General features: G+C 59.0%; 14 protein-coding genes and 4 pseudogenes. 5 read left to right on the top strand and 13 right to left on the bottom strand.

The window, feature by feature from the left end; all coding sequences use genetic code 11:
- Nucleotides 1–62: 62 nt before the first annotated feature.
- Nucleotides 63–5,921 carry an ATP-binding protein gene (locus ACS3WB_RS12260; protein WP_438275832.1) on the bottom strand — a complete coding sequence of 1,953 codons (5,859 nt, stop codon included), beginning with the start codon at nucleotides 5,919–5,921 and terminating at the stop codon, nucleotides 63–65.
- Nucleotides 5,922–6,422: 501 nt separating this feature from the next.
- Between ACS3WB_RS12260 and ACS3WB_RS12255 the strand changes: the two are divergent.
- A pseudogene (locus ACS3WB_RS12255) lies at nucleotides 6,423–6,980 on the top strand (tyrosine-type recombinase/integrase).
- Here the strand turns inward: ACS3WB_RS12255 and ACS3WB_RS12250 are convergent.
- The 7 genes and pseudogenes from ACS3WB_RS12250 to ACS3WB_RS12220 all read right to left on the bottom strand — a co-directional run.
- Nucleotides 6,899–7,679, bottom strand: a pseudogene (locus tag ACS3WB_RS12250) (DUF2130 domain-containing protein); the annotation flags it as partial. The pseudogenes ACS3WB_RS12255 and ACS3WB_RS12250 sit on opposite strands and share 82 nt — an antisense overlap.
- Before the next feature lie 152 nt (nucleotides 7,680–7,831).
- A complete protein-coding gene (locus ACS3WB_RS12245) occupies nucleotides 7,832–9,439 on the bottom strand; it encodes an AAA family ATPase (protein ID WP_438275831.1) in 1,608 nt (535 codons plus the stop codon).
- The gene (locus ACS3WB_RS12240) at nucleotides 9,436–9,840 is read right to left on the bottom strand and encodes a DUF6634 family protein (protein ID WP_438275830.1); all 405 of its coding nucleotides are present in this window, start codon (nucleotides 9,838–9,840) and stop codon (nucleotides 9,436–9,438) included. Before ACS3WB_RS12240 ends, ACS3WB_RS12245 begins: the two co-directional genes overlap by 4 nt.
- A gap of 67 nt (nucleotides 9,841–9,907) precedes the next feature.
- Nucleotides 9,908–10,696, bottom strand: a complete 789-nt coding sequence (locus tag ACS3WB_RS12235; protein ID WP_438275829.1) for a metallophosphoesterase — start codon at nucleotides 10,694–10,696, stop codon at nucleotides 9,908–9,910.
- Nucleotides 10,693–11,280, bottom strand: a complete 588-nt coding sequence (locus tag ACS3WB_RS12230; RefSeq protein ID WP_438275828.1) for a hypothetical protein — start codon at nucleotides 11,278–11,280, stop codon at nucleotides 10,693–10,695. The genes ACS3WB_RS12235 and ACS3WB_RS12230 overlap by 4 nt, the downstream gene beginning before the upstream one ends.
- A 166-nt stretch (nucleotides 11,281–11,446) precedes the next feature.
- Complete coding sequence (locus ACS3WB_RS12225) at nucleotides 11,447–12,019, bottom strand: hypothetical protein (protein ID WP_438275827.1); 573 nt, start codon at nucleotides 12,017–12,019, stop codon at nucleotides 11,447–11,449.
- On the bottom strand, nucleotides 12,019–12,324 hold the full coding sequence (locus ACS3WB_RS12220) for a hypothetical protein (protein ID WP_438275826.1): 306 nt from the start codon (nucleotides 12,322–12,324) through the stop codon (nucleotides 12,019–12,021). Before ACS3WB_RS12220 ends, ACS3WB_RS12225 begins: the two co-directional genes overlap by 1 nt.
- Before the next feature lie 74 nt (nucleotides 12,325–12,398).
- On the opposite strand from ACS3WB_RS12220, the gene ACS3WB_RS12215 reads away from it, so the two are divergent.
- The 4 genes and pseudogenes from ACS3WB_RS12215 (at nucleotide 12,399) to chrA (ending at nucleotide 15,161) form a co-directional block, all read left to right on the top strand.
- Nucleotides 12,399–12,608 (top strand): helix-turn-helix transcriptional regulator, encoded by a 210-nt coding sequence (locus tag ACS3WB_RS12215; protein ID WP_438275825.1) that lies wholly within the window; start codon nucleotides 12,399–12,401, stop codon nucleotides 12,606–12,608.
- Nucleotides 12,609–12,663: 55 nt separating this feature from the next.
- Nucleotides 12,664–12,789, top strand: a pseudogene (locus ACS3WB_RS12210) (IS1595 family transposase); the annotation flags it as partial.
- Nucleotides 12,790–12,951: 162 nt separating this feature from the next.
- Complete coding sequence (locus ACS3WB_RS12205; protein ID WP_438275824.1) at nucleotides 12,952–13,773, top strand: chromate resistance protein ChrB domain-containing protein; 822 nt, start codon at nucleotides 12,952–12,954, stop codon at nucleotides 13,771–13,773.
- Nucleotides 13,770–15,161, top strand: a pseudogene (gene chrA, locus ACS3WB_RS12200) (chromate efflux transporter). The gene ACS3WB_RS12205 and the pseudogene chrA overlap by 4 nt, the downstream one beginning before the upstream one ends.
- 659 nt (nucleotides 15,162–15,820) lie before the next feature.
- Here chrA and ACS3WB_RS12195 read toward each other — a convergent pair.
- The 5 genes from ACS3WB_RS12195 to ACS3WB_RS12175 are packed head-to-tail and all read right to left on the bottom strand — an operon-like array spanning nucleotide 15,821 to nucleotide 20,197.
- Nucleotides 15,821–16,354 carry a flavin reductase family protein gene (locus tag ACS3WB_RS12195; RefSeq protein WP_438275823.1) on the bottom strand — a complete coding sequence of 178 codons (534 nt, stop codon included), beginning with the start codon at nucleotides 16,352–16,354 and terminating at the stop codon, nucleotides 15,821–15,823.
- A 30-nt stretch (nucleotides 16,355–16,384) separates the two neighbouring features.
- On the bottom strand, nucleotides 16,385–17,248 hold the full coding sequence (locus ACS3WB_RS12190; RefSeq protein WP_438275844.1) for an ATP-binding cassette domain-containing protein: 864 nt from the start codon (nucleotides 17,246–17,248) through the stop codon (nucleotides 16,385–16,387).
- An 8-nt stretch (nucleotides 17,249–17,256) separates the two neighbouring features.
- Nucleotides 17,257–18,063 (bottom strand): ABC transporter permease subunit, encoded by an 807-nt coding sequence (locus tag ACS3WB_RS12185; RefSeq protein ID WP_438275822.1) that lies wholly within the window; start codon nucleotides 18,061–18,063, stop codon nucleotides 17,257–17,259.
- Nucleotides 18,060–19,250 carry an FMNH2-dependent alkanesulfonate monooxygenase gene (gene ssuD / locus ACS3WB_RS12180; protein WP_438275821.1) on the bottom strand — a complete coding sequence of 397 codons (1,191 nt, stop codon included), beginning with the start codon at nucleotides 19,248–19,250 and terminating at the stop codon, nucleotides 18,060–18,062. Before ssuD ends, ACS3WB_RS12185 begins: the two co-directional genes overlap by 4 nt.
- Nucleotides 19,247–20,197: a sulfonate ABC transporter substrate-binding protein gene (locus ACS3WB_RS12175; protein WP_438275820.1), complete on the bottom strand. Its 951-nt coding sequence runs from the start codon at nucleotides 20,195–20,197 to the stop codon at nucleotides 19,247–19,249. Before ACS3WB_RS12175 ends, ssuD begins: the two co-directional genes overlap by 4 nt.
- Between the last annotated feature and the right edge of the window lie 337 nt (nucleotides 20,198–20,534).

Raw genomic sequence — 20,534 nt, 5'->3', positions numbered from 1 at the left:
TATGCGGTTAGAGTCATCGACTTCGCTCGTCGCGATTGGCAGCGATTATTCGTTATGATCCGCTACTCGTCGCTTCTCCATTGCAAGGCAAGCTTTGGCTTTGGCGAGCGGGGTTTGAGGGCGCGCCACCTTACAGTGATCGGCGGGGGCAGACCGTTGAGGCGCTCGATCTCAGCCAATCCAACTTCCGTAAGTTCGACGCGCTGGCCCTCGGCCCAGCGAATGGCATCTGCATACGTCATTTGCTGTCGCCAGCCATCGCGCCAGAATCTCGTTGTTGCCATTAGCCCTTTTTCGACGTCCCAGAAGGAAAAAGGATCATCATGTGCTTGATGCCAGCCGAGGCGATGCGCGAGCATCGGATCGAATATCAATGCGTCGGCGCGACTACCCACAAGTGAGATTTGCAGGTTCCTTAACCCGGTCAACACGCCTTCGGACTTGTTGCCGAGCATTATTGCGCCACAACTCCAAAATGCCCTTGGCAACGCCGCGATCGCGCGATCAAAATCGTTTAGCTCAACTTTTGGCATGCTTCGGATTATGAGCGTTTCCTCTTCATAGAGTGAGCTTGACTCAAGCATTTCGAGACGCCCCCATTCACCGATTACGTTGTTCGGTTGGGTTTGACGTTTCATGTCTGTAGCATTGAGCCAATCTTCTGCCTCCGAACGCCATGGATCATCTGGTAGTAGCGGCCAATCAATGTCTACTGGGCGAGCAGAATAGACGCTCCGGGGCGGGAGAATTGCTGCCCCATCTAGACGATGGAGAAGAAAGTCGACCTCTATCTCTGACAGCCTCGAAGCTCGCCAGAGTTCGCCGATAATCACGTGCAAAGCCCGCAAGCAAATGCCGATATGCGGGCGCACGAAAGGGAGAAGCAATCCTAACGGTTTGACCGTACGCCGAAGTTGTTCTGCTCCCTTCGCGCCATATCTTGCCACACCGCCCCAGCGGGTTATCAACTGTGCGACGCGATGGCGAATGTTGGCAGTCGGTACGCCCGAACAATTTGAAAGATGCTTCACCCAATTCTCGAAACCTTCTGTCCACACCGCAGGATCATCAATCACAGGTCCAAGAGATTCCGCGTTTCGAAGCGACCGACCTGTGGTATTGTCCATGGCAGGAATTTGAAGAGAATATATTGCTGGGAGTTCAGCGCCCGACATGTGCGCTTTGCCGCCCCAAACTTCGCTCAGTATTGTGCCGAGCGCCGCGACGCACACATCCTCGTGTGCCACGAGCCGGTCCATATAGCTGCGAAAGACGTCAGCAATGCCCCCACAATCGCGAGCTTCGAACAGAATTCGCATTCCAAGCAAGACTTCGGGAGTTTCGCCTTCTAACAAGGCCTTGCAGGCACGGCAGAATAGCTCTGTTGCCCCGGAATGGACGAATTTCAGGAGACCTTCCGTAGCTTGTTCGCGCGGGTCCGAGACACCAAAATTTACCGCGTCGAGAAATAGGTGAATGACGAGATCGATATCGTCGTGCAGCGCTCCGCTCTCGAACGGTACAGCCGGGATCTTCTGATAGTCGCGATAACTTTCAATTTGGTCCGCTAACCGATCCCATAGAGCTGGCCAGTCAATTTCCCGGTAGAGCAGCGGAAAAATTTCCCCGAGCCCCCAGAGCGCAGAGCCCGTCCCCGAACCACCAGCAGCCAGATCGCGAACGAAATCATTGCGCGCGTGCTCATGCGCTTGCGCATGTTCCAAAAGGTGGCATGCTTTGTGGTATTCTAGCAGATGGCTATCAGCCCATCCGCCCCAACCTGTAGAGTCTCGTATGCCATCTAAAAGCAGAGTTTCGGCATAGTCGGGTTTTGCAGCAGCAATGGCGGATTTCGCTATTGCTATTTTGACCGGCCGATCTTGCGCCAGCTTGGGATTGCGAGCAACGAAATCCTCGACCTCCGTCCATGACTTCGTTGCGATGATCCTTGCGATGCGCTTGCCCAGTTTGCGATCTACGAAGTCACCATAAAGCGTGCTGGTTTGCGCTTCGCGGCGCGATCGCTCGAATGCCACAGCTTGCTCGACGTCTTCGAAGGTTTCTAGTTGGAAATAGTCGGGTAGCACGTCCTTGTCATAATTGGGCTCGAAATTCCATCTCTCTACCGCCGTCGTGACAAGCGCTGATACTCTTCCTCGGTCGGCGAGGGCGTCGCGAAATATGCGCAGGAGTCCGGCCCGTTTCGCCGGCTTAGCGTCACGTTCGAGACTACCAACAATAATTTGTTCGATTTTAGGAAGCTCTTCCGTAGACGCCACGTCGACGATGTCTCGCAGAAACTCACCTGTCCGCGTTACGCTGTTGTAGCTTTCCCCGTAGTACGGAAGGCTGAGAGTGGCCCAAGTGATCGAAAGTGGAATCGCAAGATCGGGGCGTCTACGTAGGATTCCTCTTGCGACCGCGTCGACGAGGCCATCCCAATTCCATATTCCTGAAGACTTCGCCCACTCGAAAGCTTCCCAAGCCGGCGCTTTGCCGCACGCGATTGCTTCCACCAATACTGCTTTGGATATGCGCAAAGCTTGGTCATGCGCGTGGCTGTTATCGACACCCGCAATCAGCCGGAGCATCATGAAGGTCCGCTCAGTGGCTCGTCCGGGGTCTAAGCGATTTGCGGCAACAAGAACGTCCGCCCAGAGATGATACTGTCCATCTTTTTTTGCCGCGAGATAGGTTCCGAGTGACATCTCGCGCGTCTCGTGTAACATTTCGCGAGCGCGGGCAGGGAAGCCGATTTTCCCAAAGGCTATAGAGAGTTCCAAGAGTTGATCGATCGCCTCTTGCGGTGAGCGTGATTGATCAACGTCACGACGCCCACTTTCGAGACGTGCGACCGCCGATGCAGAATCTCCGTCAAACTCATACATAGTTTGAGTGAATTGGCAGAGGATCGGAAGAGATGTTCGGAAAGTGCAGACAGGTAATTGCAAGCACGTCTCGAACTCTACTGCGAAAGGAAGCGCAGAATCCGGTGCGAGCTGGACGATTTTGCAGATGGCGTCGAAAAGCGGCTTATCGGCATGTCGAACGCGATATTCGAGAAGGACATCGTCCTGTGGACCCGGAGCCGCTCCTGCGAGAAAATTCATGGAGTCCTTGATCTGCTTTGAAACCGTCGCCGGCTGTAACGATGCCATCGCTTTAAGGCTTCCAATCATCATGCCCAATTGGACGGCATGGTTCTGTATGCCACGAAACAGGGGTTCGCTCGGTAACTCGGGTTGAGGCGAGCTCCGGCCGAGCCGTGCAGCTATCGCGCAATACTGGATAAGGTACCGAATGGCATCTTCGATATCGTCCGAATGATGCTCAAGGTTGCAGAGATTGGGTACTTGAGCCTTCGCGAACAGACGAGCCGCGAGCTCCGAGTCACCACTCGCAAGAGCAAGGCGAGCTGCGTGAACATCCCAAGAGCCATGTAGTGCTTCGGCACCACGGCATGCTTCATAGGCAACGAGGCAAGCCTGAGCCTCCTCGCTGAGCGATATTGTGAGCTTCGCCTCTGCGCTCTCCAAATACAGTATCGTTCGCTCGTTATTGCCGATTTCGTGCTGAGCGGCGGCCTCGTCCACCGTGTGTTTCGGATCGTGGCGCAGAACCGAACGCGCCAGCGCGAAACGAAGTTTGGTGAGATAGTCACGAGCGGTGTAGCCGTAGAAAGTCTCCTTATCGAGATCCTTACCCTCAGGCTTACGAATGCGGCGCTCGATCTGTTCGTCATCAAGCAGGACGACAGCGTAATCGGCCCAAGTTTCGAGCGAGTTCTCCTTTCCCGACTGATATCCCTCGTCAAACCATTTCCAAGGATTCTCGTTGTCGAATAACATCCGCGCGCGACTAAACTGGCCGTCCTCGAGCAGGGCTTCGATGACGAGCCACTCATCCCCAGCGCTGTGACTGTCGTTGAGTTGCGCCTCGGCGACGTTGAGTTCACCGGCAGCTATTTGGGCGGCAACGAGATGTTGCGAGGTGGTGAGAGCGTCTTGCCGCCGCCAGACCTCGTCTTTTGCTAACATTAGATCGAAAAGCTGCTCGGGCGGGTGGTTAGGCTCAAGACAGGCGAAGGCGTCACGGATATCGTTGCTTACCTCGTAGCTTCGACGGCCGTCGATGAACTGTCGGATAAAATACTTGCGGCTCGCGATCGCCGCCGCATCTGCTTGGTCGCCAGCTAGGAAGCGATACCGGAATTCGAGCCAGCGCTGTGTACTGTCGCTTGGCGCCGACTTGGCGAGTTCTGCAAGGCGGCGATAGAGAGCAGAATCACTGAAATCTGGATCGGGACGTCCATAAAGCTCGATCGTTTGCTGCCGAAGGAACAAGCGAAAGCTGTTATGGAACACCTGCCACCCACGCTCGGAATGATCGATTAAGTGGTGTGCGATCTTGTAAGCATTATTGACCGCCTCCCGTGAGAGGCACTGAGCAAGCAGTTGAGGCTCGATACGGCCTTCTGCAAAGCTTAGCGTGAACAGTATCTTCGAAGCCTCGACGTCTGCTTCCTCAGCCTCGCGCCATGCGGCGCGATAAACCTTTTCTAGGTCTCCGTCATATTCGAAGCCACCAGCCAGGAGTGCCTGTCGTTCCTTATCGTCGGCGCTTAACAGCTTTCCAAGGAGATACTGTGTCACCAAGGGATGGCCGAGGCTGACCGCAAATACCTCGGTTGAGTCTATCGCGCCGGCGAGGCCCGCAGAGGCGATCATATCGCCTACAGCCGCTTCAGTTAGTGGAGCGATTTCGATTCTGCGGCCATCTAACGACGCTTGGTCCCTTACATCACGCGGTATATCGATTAGATCAATTCGCTGGCTTCCGAGGACAAATATGATTCCGTCTGGCACACTTTGCGGTAGAGGTAGTGTACGAAGGAAGCTCGTCTCCGGCTTTTCCTCGCGCGGGACGTGATCGAGCCCGTCCACCACGATAATTGTCGGTTGTCCGTCCGCTGAGTAGCGCTTGGCGGCCTGTACCAATAGTTTTTCAAATGTTTCGCGCCGCTGCTCGGGCGTATCGTCCTTTGCACGGCTAAACTGTAAACCCGAACCGATGAGCTGGCTATTTAGATCAGCGAGAAAATTGGCAGCCTCTCCGCGTCCTTGCTGCTGTGCCGCTCCGGGGACATAGGCTAAATAGCGCACAACGTTTCGCCCGGGACCGGATCGCACGAAACGCTCCAACAGTGTCGATTTCCCTGCGCCAGGAGGGCCCAGAAGGCATAGATATCCTGACGAATACGTCACGAGCGCCTTTTCCAGATCGGCTTCGCTTTTCTCGTTGCTCTGGACATGGGTGCCGAGAGGGAAGCGATGTTCAAAGCGCTGCTGGAAGCGATCGGGCCAGCCTAGCTCGTCCAGCAACTCGCGCCGTGACCATCGAGTTTTACTGTCGTCACGCCCAACAAGATCGCCGAGCGCGCGCGCCAATTCTACAATCTGGGCCTTGGCGGCAACATCTAACGCTGGATTGAATTCAACGGTGGGAGCAGCACCGAGAATGATCTCTAGCCGCGAAAAGAAGCGCTCGAAATCATTTTCCGCCAGTCCCGATGCTTTGAAGAGTTCGTCGATGATTGGTTGCCATATGCTGGCTCGCCAATCGGCTAATGATCGAGCTGGATACCGCGCCTTTTCTTGGAAGAAGTCTGCCGAATCCCGATCCTTGACACCCAACTGCCCTTTGTCGCTAACCGAAGCAATGTGCGACGTGACATATCGGACTCGAACGGACTTTTCAGGGAATGCGGACTCCAGCTTTGCGAAGGAGGCGGCGCAATCCGCGATGACATTCTCTGTACCGAGCAGAAGGCCACGAACACCGACCGGCTTGGGTTTGCTGGACGACTTATATTGATGCCCGACGACCTTACCTGCGATACCGATCACAAGATCGTCGAACATTCCGGCCTGATCGTCGGCTAAGGCGATGAATGACAGTGTGCCTTCCACCAAGGCTTGATAAGCAAGAGCGGCCGAAGCACGATCTTGGTACCTCAATCCCTTCCGTGCTGTTCGCTCTCCCAATCCCGATGACCTTCTTGCCATACTTCTACTCTAATAATATTCCGCAAAGTTTGGAGGAAAGCGAACGTCGCACATTTGCCAAATGGCTCCTATCGGGTTGTCGTTCGCTGTTGTACTTATTGTACTTGATTTTACCGCTGCAGTAATAGCGCTCGCTCCGACCAGTCCTATGAATGGGGAAGGCTTCGATGCCCCGGCCGCTTGGCTCCTGCCGCTCAAGCACTTGGGCCGCCTCCGGTCCAAGTGCGGCGTTGCGCGATCGATTCGGAAAGCTCCGCTTAGCGCATGTCTGACCGTGCGGCATTTTTGTATGGATGTATGATCTATGCGCTGACATGACAGCGATGCGGTTGCGGAGGGTGGCATGAGAGATTTGCCATGTCTATTTGGAATCGTGGACGCATTATCGGTCAGAAGCCGCCTCTCAAACCCAAGGAAGTCTGGAGTATCCGGACGCGTCTACAATCTGGTGATCGACAGCAAGCTGCGTGGCTGCAACCTTGTTGCCCTTTGAGTAGGAGATATCGCGCTCTCGGGCAGGATGAGAGATCGCGGTGTGATCACAAAAGAAAACCGGAAGACCGTTCAGTTCGAGATCACCGAGCAGACTAGGGCGGCTGTTCAGGCTGGATCATTTATCAAGGTTTGAATCGAGCGGACTTCATCTTTCCAAGCAGAGTGCGCTCGAAGCCGCATGTATCGACACGGCAGTATGATCGGATAGTGGACCGATGGGTAGCAAGCATCGGCCTTGACCCTAAACGCTATGGGACGCATTCGATGAGGCGAACGAAAGCTTCGCAAATCTACAAGAAGACGGGTAACATCCGGGCAGTTCAGCTGTTGCTCGGGCAGCCGTCGCTCCAATTTTTGGTTCGCTTGGATTCCCAAAGGATGGCGCCGCAGCTCTGTCCTGCGGGGCCGAGCACGCGGTGAAGGACGTCACCGCCGAATTCACCCTTCGGCACCGGCTCGATCAGATCACGCGGGAAGCGCCCGCGCAGCAGAGATTCCAATTCCAGTTCGAGCGCTTCGCCCTGCAGTTGCTGTGAGCCCTGACTCGCCTTGCGTTGCAGATCTTCAATCTGGCGCTGCATCCCCGCGATTTGAGCTTCTTTCTCAGACACTTTCGCTTTGAGCGCTTCTTCCGCTTCAAGCTTTGCCCTGTCCCGGATAGCTGTCAGGTTCTCCTGCACCTTCTTCTCGACGGTGAGCTCGATTTCCCGTTTGGCATCATCAAGCTCGCGGGACTTGCGCATGATCTCGGCCTGGGCCGCCTGGGCCTCAGCGAGTTTGGCATTGTTTGCGGTCAGGTTCTGTTGCAACTCGGCGAGTTGCTGGTCGTTCGAGATCGTTGGCCAGTGCGGCGCGGGCCTTCTGCGCCTCGGTTTCCGCGATGGATGCGCGCTCGGCTTTCAGTCTAGCTGCGACCTGCTCATCAATCGCCTCGCGTGCCCTGGCAAGATCGTCCTGCGTCTTTTGGAGTGCCGCTTCGCGTCTGCCGAAGTCAGCCTCCTTCGCCGCAAGCTGCTGCTCGAACTGACGTCTTGTCTCAGCGACAAGTGGCGCTGCGAGGGATTCAGTCAGTTTGATTTCGGTATGGCAGTTCGGGCAGACGATCTGGGGTTCGGTCACGGTGTTGGTCCTGTGCGTATGGGTGCCGAATGTAGCGGGATTCGCGAAATTGCCTAAGACAGGGGGTACTGGCTGCAGCAATAGCCGGGCGTCGTGGCAGCCGTGAGGGTAATCGCACGTGATGAGGACGATCATTCATGACCGTGTCTCACTCAATTCCTGGCGGCGCGAAGATCGCGTTCGCGTAAGATCGCCTCGATCAGCCGGCGCAAGCGGCGGACCGAGCCGCCGCGCCAATGGGTGGCGACGGCCATGCGCTCGGTGCCATCGAGCGGAGTAACCCATCGGCTGTCGAGACCACGTTCGCCGACGAGGTCGGTGATCACAGCCGGCAGCAGCGCGTCCAGATCGCTCGCGGCGGGTTTCGGGAAGGTGACAACCCTGAACCGGTCGCGGAGAGGCGATGGCAACGGATCGAGGCTGTTGGCGGTCGCGATATAGTTGACCTGGCTGAGATCGAGCGTGACCTGCAACGCGGGATCAGGATAACGGCAATTGGTCTCCGGTTCGAGAAAGCCGAGCAGGCAATCCCACAGCCGGCCGTAGTCGGTACGTGTGCCAGCCTTTTCCAGTTCGTCCAGCAAGACCATCGGGTTGGCATGTTTGGCCCGACCGACGGCGAGGAACGGATGACACGGTTCAGCCGAGTACCAGCGCTGATCGGTGCCGCCGAACACTGCACCATCGGAACGGGACGCATCCTCGCGCCAGACGCTTACACCCAGCACTTCGCCGAGGCGGCGGGCAAAGCGCGACTTGCCGCCGCCGGGGTCTCCCACCAGGAGCAGCGGGCGCAGCCGCACCGTCGCCCGGCCGACCAGATCGGCAAGCACGAAGTCGATGACATCGGCGGCATAGGGGAACTCGAACAGCAGGGTATTGCGCACCTGATGCAGCGGCGGTGCCATGATCAACGGCAGCGCGACGTTGATGACGCTCTTCAACGGGCGCACAACTTCCATCAGTTTTTGCTTCTTCATCTGCTCGTCGGCGAGACGGGCGACCACCAGATGATGCTCCGGAACCGTATCGAGAGAAGATGCCGCTGAGTTTTCGGCCTTGACGCTCTTTTGCTCGGCCTGTTCTTTCTTCTCCCGCGCAGCCCTGTCCTCGACCAGCTTCCAGATCGAAGCCTTGGCGGCCTCGACCTGATGCTCCGCCATTCGTGCACCGACGATATCCGCGGCGTAGGCTGCGGACCGGTCATAACGGCTCAACAGATGGCCGCAGCTGGGAAGTGCCGCCCAGCCAAAGCAGAACCGTTCAAGGTCCGAGCACAACTCCTCGTCATCGCAGCTGCGCGCAAAACCGACGAATGCAATCAGCAGGCTCTTGGCCACGCGCAGATGTTCGCCAAAATGACAGATGTCGGTCGGCACCGGTAGCGATAGCAGCCGTACGCAATCGGCCAGGGACCGCAAATCCGTCCGGTCCTTGCTAACCGCCAGGCGGTCGAGCTCGCTGGCAAGCAGCAGGCCCAGATCGGTCGCCAGATCCTGGCCGGATTCGGTCTCGCGGCCGGCAAGCCAGCCGGTGGTGAGCGCGAGATCCGGGCAAAGCTCGGTGATCTCCGCCGCGAGCCGCTGGTCGATGTGCTTCGCGGTGGTTGAGACCAGCATGGCATAGCGCAGGACGCGCGGCAGGTCCTTGAGCCCGTCGTCGGCCTCAGAAGAGTCGGCGGCGGCGCCCGTTGTGATCGCATCGTGGATCGTCGGCAGGCCCGGATCGGTGATCTTGTCGGTGGTGGTGTCAGTGCTCATGCCCCCTTCTCCGAGGTTTCATCGTTGCCGGTGTCAGGCGCCGTGATTTGCAGGGATGTGATGAGACTGGCTTCGACCGGGTTGGCGGGCGGACCCAGCCGGTAGTAGCGCGACAGCGTGCGGACCCAGCGGCCCGCGGGGTCGGCGAACCACAGCGGCGAGGTCATGATCATACGACCCTTGATCAGCGGGTGACCGGTGACCTGGCCGATCAGCCGCAGGCCTTCCGGCCTCAGGGCAGGCACCCAGAATTTGAGGAGGGGGGCGGACCGCAGCAGAGCGGGCGAGACCGACCGGACATGCTGCAGATGCGCGGCGTCATCGGCCAGCGCGCGCAGCCGTAGGACCAGGTCGGAGGTGGCGTGGACTGGATCGAGCAATGGAAACAGTTGTGTCAACATGACAGCACCAAAACGAAGGGATCAAAAAACTGGGTGAAGACGGCAGGATGATCGGGACAAGGCGGCATCACAGACCGATCTCCACCACGAGTTCGCCGTTGAAGTCCGGGTTCTCAGGCCCATACCCATGTGGATTCGCCAGCACACGGGTCGTCCCGACGCGGTAGTCGCTGGAGTTGTGGACGTGGCCGTGCACCCAGAGTGTCGGTTGATAAGTTTCGATCAGCGCGGACATGTCGGATACGAAGGCCCCGGTCACGGGATCGCTGCGGAAGCGCGGATGCACGGAGTTCCAGTGTGGCGCGTGGTGGGTCACCACCACGGTCGGACCATCGAACGGTGTCGCCAGCATCTCGGTCAGAAACGCTTTCGACTGATGATGCAGCAGCACCGCCTCCTGCGGCCGGAATCGCAGCCACGGCTGCTTCTGCCAGCCGATCAGCCTGTGGTCATTCATGCCGTTGGCACAGGCATTCATCACCGCCGCGACATTCGCCGCGCCGAAGATGGCGTAGTCCGTCCACAGCGTCGCACCAATGAAACGCACGCAGCCGACGACAGTGCTATTGCCGATGACGATGCTGTCGTTCTCCGATACGTGAACGTTGAACGACGGTGCTTGCTCCCTCGCCAGCGCCAGCTCATCCGGTATGAAGCGGCGGTAGTACTCGTGGTTGCCCATCACCATCACAATGGGGATGGCCAGCGGCACGATCTGCCGCAGGTGCTCGAACGCGCGCACCGTGCCCTCGCAGGTGTCGCCGGCGACGACGACCGCGTCGATGTCCTTGGCAATCTTGATCGGCTTGATGGGTGCCACGCCGATGTGAAGATCGGAGAAGATCTGAAGCTTCATGCGCGGCCTCCCATAAAGAAGGCATCGCCATGATCGGGCGAGCGGCCACCTTCCGGCGCCAGAGATGCCTGAGCCGTCTCCTTCGTCCTTATCTGCATGGCACGGCGCAGGTTGAGTGCGAGCCACGACAACGCCAAGTCCCGGGCAAACGGATGGTCCAAGGGGACGCGGCGCAGAATGTGCGACAGCAGCATAGCGGATGCCGCATCACCGCCAAGCGCATGCAGCGCAACAGCGCTCATCGCGAGACCGACCTCGAGCGCGACAGCCGTAATCGGCAGGCAATGAAGCGCAATCGCGATGCTGGCCGCGGCGTCGCCGCGCATGCCGCTGAGCCACTCTCGCCGCTTGATCAGGCTGACCTTCTCCAGGGTTGCCCGCAGCAGCAAATACTGCGCGTCATTGAGCCGGTCCGCCGGCATCGTGCGCCACCATTGTAGTGGCGTGACGTCGTTCGGATCGAACGGCCATGAGATATCCCGACCCGGGCGAGCAGTCGGCCGGGCTGCATACTTATGCGGCAATGTGATCGGGGACAGTACGGCTGGAGCGACTGTAACCAAGGTGACGTCGGAGGAACGCACGACAAAGCTCCCCTGTTCGCGCAGGCGGACCAGCGCGTTAATCCCCTTGAGGGATGGGTTGATTGTGAGAGAGGAGCAGCTCCGGTTACGGAGCTCTCGCCTTGCCACGCGGGGCCGTGCACTGCCTCATCGGGCCACGCCCCGCCACGCCGACGGCGCGCCGGATTTACTCAAGCCGGGTCACGGAAAACTTGCCGAATTTCGGGCGCCAGTCGCCCAGACCTTCACGCATCCCGGCAACCTCGAAAATCTCAATGACTTCGTTCGGATTGAGAAGGCTCGGCAGAAACTCGACCTCGGCAACAACGTGCCACGCGGCAAACCGTGGCCGGGTGCGCATGACTTTCGCGTCGTTGACATTAACGGGGAACCTGAAGCGGAAAGCCTTGTCGTCCCACAATGACGGCAGATCGCGCGGCCCCTTATATTGCAGCAGCGGTGATGTCGGGCAGGAGAACCCCGCTTTGGCCTGTTTGCCTTTTCGGCGTGTCTTAGAGGCCGCGACGAAAGCGGACTCGATGGCCTCACTCGGAATGCAAGGCTCGCCATCAAGCAACCACAAGCCACCATGCCATTCGACCTTGGCGATCTGTTCGTGATCGGCAATCGTCTTGTCGCGCTTTTTAGTGAGTCGATCGAGGTCGATCTTGATCTGATCAAGTGGATCAGCAAGGCGCGAACTATGCATGAGAAGGGGCCGCTCTCCATTGAGGCGAACGCGAAGGCGCTCAACCGACATTACAATGTCTCCTTGAATGTTGGGTCGAACAGCGGCGGGGCATTTTCCAGCGCCAGGCGCACGTCGAAGATCTTCGGCGGCACACCCGCATAACGGAGCCGGCGCTGATGATCGGTCACCAGGCGATGACAACCCCGACACAACGTCGTCGGCTCACCCACGTGCTCGTTGCCGAGATTCTTATAAGTGCGATGGTGGACCTCGAGCCGGCTTTCCGTGCCATCATCGTTGCAAAGTCGGCACCGGAAGCCCGACGCTTCCAGCTCCGCCAGCCGCGCCGGATGTTCGCGCCAGCGCCGACTCATGGTGCATGGTTAACAAATCGTTGCGAACTGAATCTATCTGGCCTTCGCCTCGGCTCATACGAGCCGGGCGAGTAATGGCGGGAGTTGATCAAGCGACGTTGGCTGAAAAGGCAGGAGTGACCCGTCAAGCGGTGAGCGTTGTTGAAACTGATGACGGCAAGAAAATGGACCCGCGTCGCCGAAAGGTTCTCGAAGCGATGCAGCGCGTTCTCGAAGATGAGTACGGCATTGAGTTTTTCGCAGCGAGTGAGAATCCAGGCGAGGGCGTGCGCTTCCGGCGATAGCGGCCGCCTTTGTGAGGTGCAATGTATATGAGCGTGGAAAGAGCGAGGTTGGATTCGGCGATTCTATCCGTTCAACGCCTTCCGCTCACTGCTCGGCATCGCTGGCGAAGCTACCGCGCCGACTTACGAAGCGCTTTATTCTGGCGAATGGCGTCATCCTACATGTCGCGCCGATGGGTAAAAACCGAATAGGCAAAGATCATTGGATGGTTCCACTATAACGTCGGGCATACCCCGGTTGACAGCCCGGCCGTCAGGGTTTCTATTCAAACCACGGGGATGTGCGATCTCCCCGCGAGGCGACATGCCCAAGAATCGCGTCCTGAACCATCAAGGACGCAGCATGTCAGCATCATACACATCGATTTCATCCGACAAACTCTCCCGACTTATCGGCACGGCAGGCGCGCCGACACTCATCGATGTTCGTCTCGACGAGGACTTCTCGGCGGACCCACGTCTGATACCTGGCGCTGTGCGGCACTCGTATCTCGACGTCCAGGACTGGGGCCCCCGCTTGATGAGACAGTCGGTGGTCGTCGTGTGCAACAAGGGCGAGCAACTTAGCGAAGGGACCGCGGCGTGGCTCCGTTGCGGCAACGTTGCGGCTGAGGTCCTCGAAGGCGGTTATCTTGGCTGGCGGGAAGCCGAGCTTCCGACGGTCCTTGCCGACAAGATTCCCAGGCGCGACGGACATGGCCGCAGAGTCTGGGTCACGCGGTCACGCCCCAAGATCGATCGCATTGCTTGTCCATGGCTGATCCGCCGCTTCGTCGATCCCGCCGCTGTCTTCATGTTTGTGACGTCGGCCGAAGTCGCATCTGTGGCCGAGCGCTTCGAAGCTACTGCTTTCGATATCGAGAATGTTTTCTGGAGCCATCGCGGCGAATTGTGCACGTTCGACGTGATGGTGAAGGAATTTGGCCTTTCGACGCCTTCGATGGAGCGATTGGCAACGATGGTCCGCGCCGCCGACACGGCGCGCCTCGATCTTTCTCCGGAGGCCCCCGGATTGCTTGCCGCCTCGCTTGGTCTGTCGCGCATGTTCGACGACGATCTCGAACAGTTGAATGTCGGCTTTCTGCTGTACGACGCGTTCTACCGGTGGTGTCGCGAAGCGACGAGAGAGACCCACAATTGGCCGACCAATAAGGTGAAGCCATGACCCACCTCGCAGCGAACCAAAAGGTTGGCATCGAGGCGCCGGCGCACGGCATCTCCTTCAGCGAGGCACTTCTCGTCTGGCTTCGGGTGGCCATTCTGAGCTTCGGCGGGCCGGCCGGCCAGATCGCGGTCATGCATCGCATCCTGGTTGAAGAGAAAAATTGGATCTCGGAAAGCCGATTTTTGCACGCGTTGAACTATTGCATGCTGTTGCCGGGACCCGAAGCACAGCAGCTTGCCACCTACATCGGCTGGCTGCTGCACCGGACTGTCGGCGGCGTCATGGCGGGCGGCCTGTTCATCGTGCCTGGCGTCGTCGCCATCATGGGGCTCAGTTATATCTAAGCAGCCTACGGCAACGTCGGGTTCGTCGAGGCCCTGTTCTTGGGTCTCAAGGCCGCAGTGCTCGCCATCGTGATCCAGGCGGTGGTCCGCGTCGGTAAGCGCGCGCTCCGCAGTCCGATCATGGTCGGACTAGCGGCGATCGCGTTCGTCGCGATCTCCTTCTTCGGGGCGCCGTTTCCGCTGATTATCGTTGCCGCCGCTCTCATCGGCTTCGTTGGCGCCCGGCTTGGCCGGCCGGAGTTTGCCGCTCTGGAGCACGGTGGCAAGAATTCTGCCGTGATCGACAGCATGCTCGGCAAAGCGATTCCGGAACACGTTCGACCGAACACGTCGCGCACGCTGCGAGTCTTGGCCGTTTGGCTTACCATCTGGCTCACTCCCGTCTTCGCACTCCTCATCGTGCTGGGGCCTAGCGATGTCTTCGGCCAAATCGCGATCTTCTTCAGCAAAATGGCGATGGTAACGTTCGGCGGAGCTTACGCCGTGCTGGCCTACGTCGCGCAGCAGGCCGCTGAATACTATCATTGGGTTACGCCGCGGGAGATGCTTGATGGTCTCGGCATGGCGGAGACCACGCCTGGACCTCTCATCACGGTCGTTCAATTTGTGGGTTTCATGGCCGCGTTTCGCGAGGCGAGCGGGCTGTCTCCTGTGCTCGCCGCTACGCTCGGCGGGCTGCTGGCGACCTGGGTAACTTTCACACCTTGCTTCCTGTGGATCTTCGTCGGAGCGCCCTACATCGAGGCGCTGCGAGGCAACAAGGCACTCGCCGGCGCCCTCTCGACCATCACCGCGGCGGTCGTCGGAGTGATCCTCAATCTCTCGATCTGGTTCGCACTGCACACTGTGTTCCGAGAAACGTTCCCGATTCACGGATTCGGCCTGTCGTTCGACGCGCCGGTGTTGACCAGCATCGACCTGCCGGCTCTCGCCCTGTCGGTCGCCGCGGCTACTGCGATCTTCCGCTTCAAAGTTGGGATGCTCGTCGTTCTCGCCGCTTCCTGCACCACGGGCATCGTGCTGCGGTTGACGGGGATTATCTAGCAGAGCAACGCCGGAAAACGAACGTTACTGGGCAGGGACACAACCAGGAGAACGACCCTAAGACAATAAACGGTGGTTCCAGCGACCCTGCTGTTTGCAGCTATGGGCGGACTTTCGTCTGCACGTGCCTTCACCCAGAAAGAACTCATCGCTGGGATTCACACGGGGGGGGCTACACGCAGGTCAACGACTTCGAGTCGGCTACCGAAGGCATAGACGGCGAATGAAAGACGGCAAGCAAGCGCTGCTCGTTGTGGACAGCAGCGGCCAGCTCGAAAAACACCACTGAGTCCTTCGGATGCAACTCTCAATGGATGAAGGAACATCAAGTCATTCGGTGCCTTCGTCTAAATCCTGACGTCACATCTTCGATCGGCAAGTGCGGTAATGATGACGGTTTTACCAGTCCGTGACGAGTTCATAATAGGATGTCGGTGATTGCGGCCGTCGGAGCAGCACCAGCGGACGGTGCGCTGTACTCTACCGACTGGTTGGCCACAGGACCCGCCAGCGACCTGTGTTCGTGGGTACAAGGCATTCTGCAACCGGAGCTTTAAAGCCGACCAATAGCCCCGGAACGCAAGCTCCTTTATCGCCGCCAAGGTCTAAGCCACAGCTTGAGTCATAGGGCTTATCTCTTCGCTTAATCGGAGTTTCCGCTATGTATCGCTGTTTCGTTCAATCGTAATGTATTCACCTCGCCAATAGGCAAGAGCTGTATTTCCTTGCGATGCAGCCAGATGAACAACGCGGCCAAGCGCGATAACGTGAGAGTGCCGCTCGATGATTTCTTCCAGCTCGCAGCCGATGGCAACCAGCGCCTCCGCGAGCAGCGGCACGCCGAACGCGCCCGTTGTCCACGAACTTCCGGCGAAGCGCTCCGCTCCCTTATGCCCGTCCTTGCCGGTAAAACATTCGGCAACATCGGTTTGTTCGCCGGACAGAATGTTGACGCCGAAAGCTCCATACCGCCGGATCAACGGCAATGTTGACGCTTTGAGGTTGATAGCGACCGTGAGGGTTGGCGGCTGGATTGCCAGCGAGGCGACCGAGGTTACCGTCATCCCCGAAATATCACTGCCACGCCCGGCCGTGATGACACTGACGCCGCCGGTCAGATGACGCATGGCGTTCCGGAACTCGCCTGACGCGATCCCGCGTCCCCGTGGAACGTCTCGAACGACTAAATTCATGATGGCCTCAAATGAAAAGTGGCTCGTCCATCAGGCATCGGCCGACCGATCTTCTTTCAACAGCTCCTGCAGGATCGATCCCTCGAGCGCGGCGAGATCGGCAGAACCGCGCCGGCGCGGACGAGCGATATTGATCTGCACGTCATGAGCGATCCGCCCCTGGTCGATCACCAGCACGCGATCGGCCAACGCTACCGCCTCTGCGACATCGTGGGTAACGAGGATCGCGGTGAACGCCTGATCGCTCCATACTCGTTCAAGTAATCTCTGCATCGAGATCCGGGTCAAGGCATCGAGCGCACCGAGCGGTTCATCGAATGCCAGCAGACGCGGATGGCTGACCAGCGCGCGGGCAAGTGCGACGCGCTGCTTTTGTCCGCCGGATAAGATACGCGGCCACTGACCACGCTTGTCGTACAGCCCGACCTCCGCGAGCGTCTGCTCAGCGCGCGTCTTGGCGTCGTGCGCTGCGCGCTCGCGACCCAGGCCAACCTCGACGTTTGCCGCAACCGTCGCCCACGGAAGCAATCGCGGCTCCTGGAACATGACGCGCACATCTTCCGCGCGCGGGTTTTCACTAAGGCTGATAGAGCCTGCAGTCGCAGTCTCAAGTCCAGCGATCAACCGCAGCAAGGTACTCTTGCCGCATCCGCTGCGACCGACGATAGCGACGAACTGGCCCGCCGGGATATGCAGGTCGATCCCGCGCAGCACCTCATTCTCACCAAACGATTTTCGCAAATCCCGAATGGTCAGAGAAAGTCCGCCTGGCCGGGGTTCGGACTTTGGCTCAAATTTCGGCTCGGATGCCCGACGGGCAATCCGCGCCTGCTCGATCAGTTTGGCCGGGGGCACGAAGTCTACGTCAGGAAACACGCGAAGGGATTGCTGCATGGTCACTCTCATTGCTTTTGAAACGCTGGATGCCAGGACAGGGTCAGTTGCTCGAGGAAACGCGAAGCGCTATCGGCCAGCTTGCCGAGCAGCGCATAGATCAGGATGCTCAGCACGACGACGTCGATCAGCATGAATTCACGCGCCTGCATCGCCATGTAGCCAAGCCCCGACGACGCCGCGATGGTCTCCGCCACGATCAGGGTCAGCCACATGATGCCGAGCGCGAAGCGCACGCCGACGAAGATCGAGGGCAGCGCGCTCGGAAAGATGACGCGGCGGAACAGTTCCCCGCTGCTCATGTCATAGATGCGCCCCATCTCGATCAGTTGCGGGTCGACGGTGCGGATGCCGTGCAGCGTGTTGAGATAGACCGGGAAGAACACGCCGAGCGCCACAAGAAACAGCTTTGCCGACTCGTCGATGCCGAACCACAGAATGACGAGCGGGATCAGCGCCAGATGCGGCACGTTGCGGACCATCTGCAAGGTGGTGTCGGTCAGTTTGTCGCTGAGCTGCGAAAGCCCATTGGCAAGTCCAAACGCGAAGCCGATGCCGCCGCCGATCAAGAAGCCAATGGTCGCGCGCCAGAAGCTGACCCATATGTTGCGGACCAGTTCGCCCGACTGCAGCGATTTCCAGCCCGCCAGCACGACATCGGTCGGCGCCGGCAGCACGCGTGCCGGCACATAGCCCGTGTTGCAGGCGACCTGCCAGACAAGCAGGATAGCGGCCGGCAGGATCCATTGAATGATGCCGTCAAGACGCGGCAGCCGCCACTTGCGGTCGCCCGAAAGCGTCTCCGCCATGCTCATGAGCGTGCGATCTCCCGCTGCAGCGGCCGCACGTCGGTCGGACGGCTCTCATTGGCGATGGTCTCGCCGAACGGCCCGGTGTTGAGCCGGATGGATTTAACGTTGTCGCGCGTCGGCGGCGACAGCAGCGGAAACACTAGTTCGGCAAAGCGGTAGGCTTCCTCCAGATGCGGATAGCCGGACAGAATGAACGTATCGATACCGACGTCCTGATATTCCCTGATCCTGTCCGCGACCGTATCGGGATCGCCGACCAGGGCCGTACCCGCACCGCCGCGCACCAGCCCGACGCCTGCCCACAGGTTGGGACTGATCTCGAGCTTGTCGCGACGCCCGCCATGCAACTGCGCCATGCGCTGTTGGCCGACGGAGTCCATCCGCGAGAAGATCTTTTGCGCAGCCGCGATGGTATCGTCGGTGACGTACGAGATCAGTTCGTCCGCGGCCCTCCAGGCCTCGGCATTGGTCTCGCGCACAATGACGTGCAGCCGGATTCCGAAACTGAGCTGGCGTCCTCGTGCCGCCGCCACCGCGCGGACGCGATTGACCTTGTCCGCGACCTGCGCCGGAGGCTCGCCCCAGGTCAAGTACTTGTCGACGGTATCGACCGCGACATCGATGCCCGCATCCGACGATCCCCCGAAGTAAAGCGGCGGATGCGGCTGCTGAACCGGCTGAAACAGCAGGCGGCCATCCTCGATGCGGATATGCTTGCCTTCTATGTTGACGGTCTCGCCTGCCAGCAGCGCGCGATAGACATTCAGGAATTCACGGGTGACGACATAGCGTTCGTCATGATCGAGATGGATGCCGTCGCCCTTGTTTTCGACCGGGTCGCCTCCGGTCACGACGTTAATCAGCAAACGGCCGTTGGATACACGATCCAGCGTCGCCGTCATCCGTGCTGCGACCGTCGGCGATTGCAGACCGGGGCGCACCGCCACCAGATAACGCAGGCGTTCGGTCCACGGCGCCACCGCAGAGGCCGTCACCCACGAATCCTCGCAGCTCCGGCCGGTCGGCAACAGCACGCCGTAGTAGCCGAGTTGGTCGGCGGCCTGAGCGATCTGGCGCAGGTAGCTGAAGTTCACCTCGCGGCCACCGGTGGTGGTGCCGAGATAGCGGCCATCACCGTGGGTCGGCAGAAACCAGAGGATGTTGGCGTTTGCAGCCGGAGCAGCGCTCATAACCCGGCCTTTCTGACGACTGATGAGACGACCAGGGGTTTCGGCAGAAGCCCTAATGCGTAGAAGGTATCGGCGATGCTTTGCTGACCGGCGACCACCTTGTCATCGAGCGGCCGGATTCCATAGGTCTGGCGTTTGAGCGCGATTTCCAGCACGGGAGCCGGAATACCGATGCCCGCGCTGAGTTCCTCGGCGACCGCCTTCTCCTTGCCATCTGCCCAACGGTCGATATCAGCGATCGCATCGATCACCGCATCGACAATCTCCGGATGAGCCTCGGTGAATTTCTGGTTGGCAAGATAGAACTGGTGATTGGGCGCAAGCCCCGTCCCATCGGCAATGGTGCGGGCACCCGTCGCGACTTCCGCGGAAGCCTGATACGGATCCCAAATCACCCAGGCATCGACCGAACCACGCTCGAAAGCAGCACGAGCATCGGCCGGCGCGAGGAAGACCGGTTCGATGTCGGCATATTTCAGGCCCGCCTTCTCCAGCGCCTTCACCAACAGGTAATGAACGTTGGAGCCCTTGTTGAGCGCTACTTTCTTGTCCTTGAGGTCGGCAACCGTTTTGATCGACGATGTCTTCGGCACCAGGATTGCTTCCCCCTTCGGCGCTGGCGGCTCGTGCGCGACGTAAAGAAATTGCGCGCCGGCGGCCTGACCGAAGATCGGTGGCGATTCACCCGCATGCCCGAAGTCGATGGCGTTCACGTTCAATGCTTCGAGCAGCGGAGGGCCGGACGGGAACTCCTTCCACTCGACCTTGAAGCCAAGAGGAGCGAGCTTTTTCTCGAGGCTCCCTTTGCCCTTGAGCAGGATGATGTTTCCGTATTTCTGGTAGCCGACACGGACGACTTTGTCTTGACCGTAGGATACTCCTACGGATGCCGCGACGACGCTTATCGACAAGATGGCAACCGCCATCAATCGTTCGAACGAACGCATGTTAAATTCTCCGATCGAGTTGTAATGATTGAGAACGTCCGACCCGCAAGGAACGCTGTCGCGAACGACGATGCTTGTGAAAGCGGGCCAGGCTATGAAGTCTGTCGACAACACCTTGTCGGGTTACGCCGATTACCGGCGGCCGGCTCTCTTTCAACACCGATGCTTGTGTCGCAACAACCACGACCTCTCCGGCTATCAAAGTCGCCGCGCTTCACTTGAATCTCCCGCCTTGTTATCGAGCACAAACTTCGGATCGACAAACTCAGATGCGGAATGATGTGCAGCAAAAAGCGGAATGTCGATACGCGAGGAAAAATAACAACGCTCCCGCTGT

The organism is Nitrobacter sp., assembly GCF_051535215.1.
Taxonomy (GTDB): Bacteria; Pseudomonadota; Alphaproteobacteria; order Rhizobiales; family Xanthobacteraceae; genus Nitrobacter.
The sequence above is the reverse complement of the archived record's forward strand: the minus strand, read 5'-3'. Positions and strand labels throughout refer to the sequence as shown.

Coding starts and splice junctions, on each gene's coding strand:
- ACS3WB_RS12260 (WP_438275832.1), bottom strand. CDS start 5,921: ATGTTCGACGATCTTGTGATCGGTATCGCAGGTAAGGTCGTCGGGCAT.
- ACS3WB_RS12245 (WP_438275831.1), bottom strand. CDS start 9,439: ATGAGCACTGACACCACCACCGACAAGATCACCGATCCGGGCCTGCCG.
- ACS3WB_RS12240 (WP_438275830.1), bottom strand. CDS start 9,840: ATGTTGACACAACTGTTTCCATTGCTCGATCCAGTCCACGCCACCTCC.
- ACS3WB_RS12235 (WP_438275829.1), bottom strand. CDS start 10,696: ATGAAGCTTCAGATCTTCTCCGATCTTCACATCGGCGTGGCACCCATC.
- ACS3WB_RS12225 (WP_438275827.1), bottom strand. CDS start 12,019: ATGTCGGTTGAGCGCCTTCGCGTTCGCCTCAATGGAGAGCGGCCCCTT.
- ACS3WB_RS12220 (WP_438275826.1), bottom strand. CDS start 12,324: ATGAGTCGGCGCTGGCGCGAACATCCGGCGCGGCTGGCGGAGCTGGAA.
- ACS3WB_RS12215 (WP_438275825.1), top strand. CDS start 12,399: ATGGCGGGAGTTGATCAAGCGACGTTGGCTGAAAAGGCAGGAGTGACC.
- ACS3WB_RS12205 (WP_438275824.1), top strand. CDS start 12,952: ATGTCAGCATCATACACATCGATTTCATCCGACAAACTCTCCCGACTT.
- ACS3WB_RS12195 (WP_438275823.1), bottom strand. CDS start 16,354: ATGAATTTAGTCGTTCGAGACGTTCCACGGGGACGCGGGATCGCGTCA.
- ACS3WB_RS12190 (WP_438275844.1), bottom strand. CDS start 17,248: ATGCAGCAATCCCTTCGCGTGTTTCCTGACGTAGACTTCGTGCCCCCG.
- ACS3WB_RS12185 (WP_438275822.1), bottom strand. CDS start 18,063: ATGAGCATGGCGGAGACGCTTTCGGGCGACCGCAAGTGGCGGCTGCCG.
- ssuD (WP_438275821.1), bottom strand. CDS start 19,250: ATGAGCGCTGCTCCGGCTGCAAACGCCAACATCCTCTGGTTTCTGCCG.
- ACS3WB_RS12175 (WP_438275820.1), bottom strand. CDS start 20,197: ATGCGTTCGTTCGAACGATTGATGGCGGTTGCCATCTTGTCGATAAGC.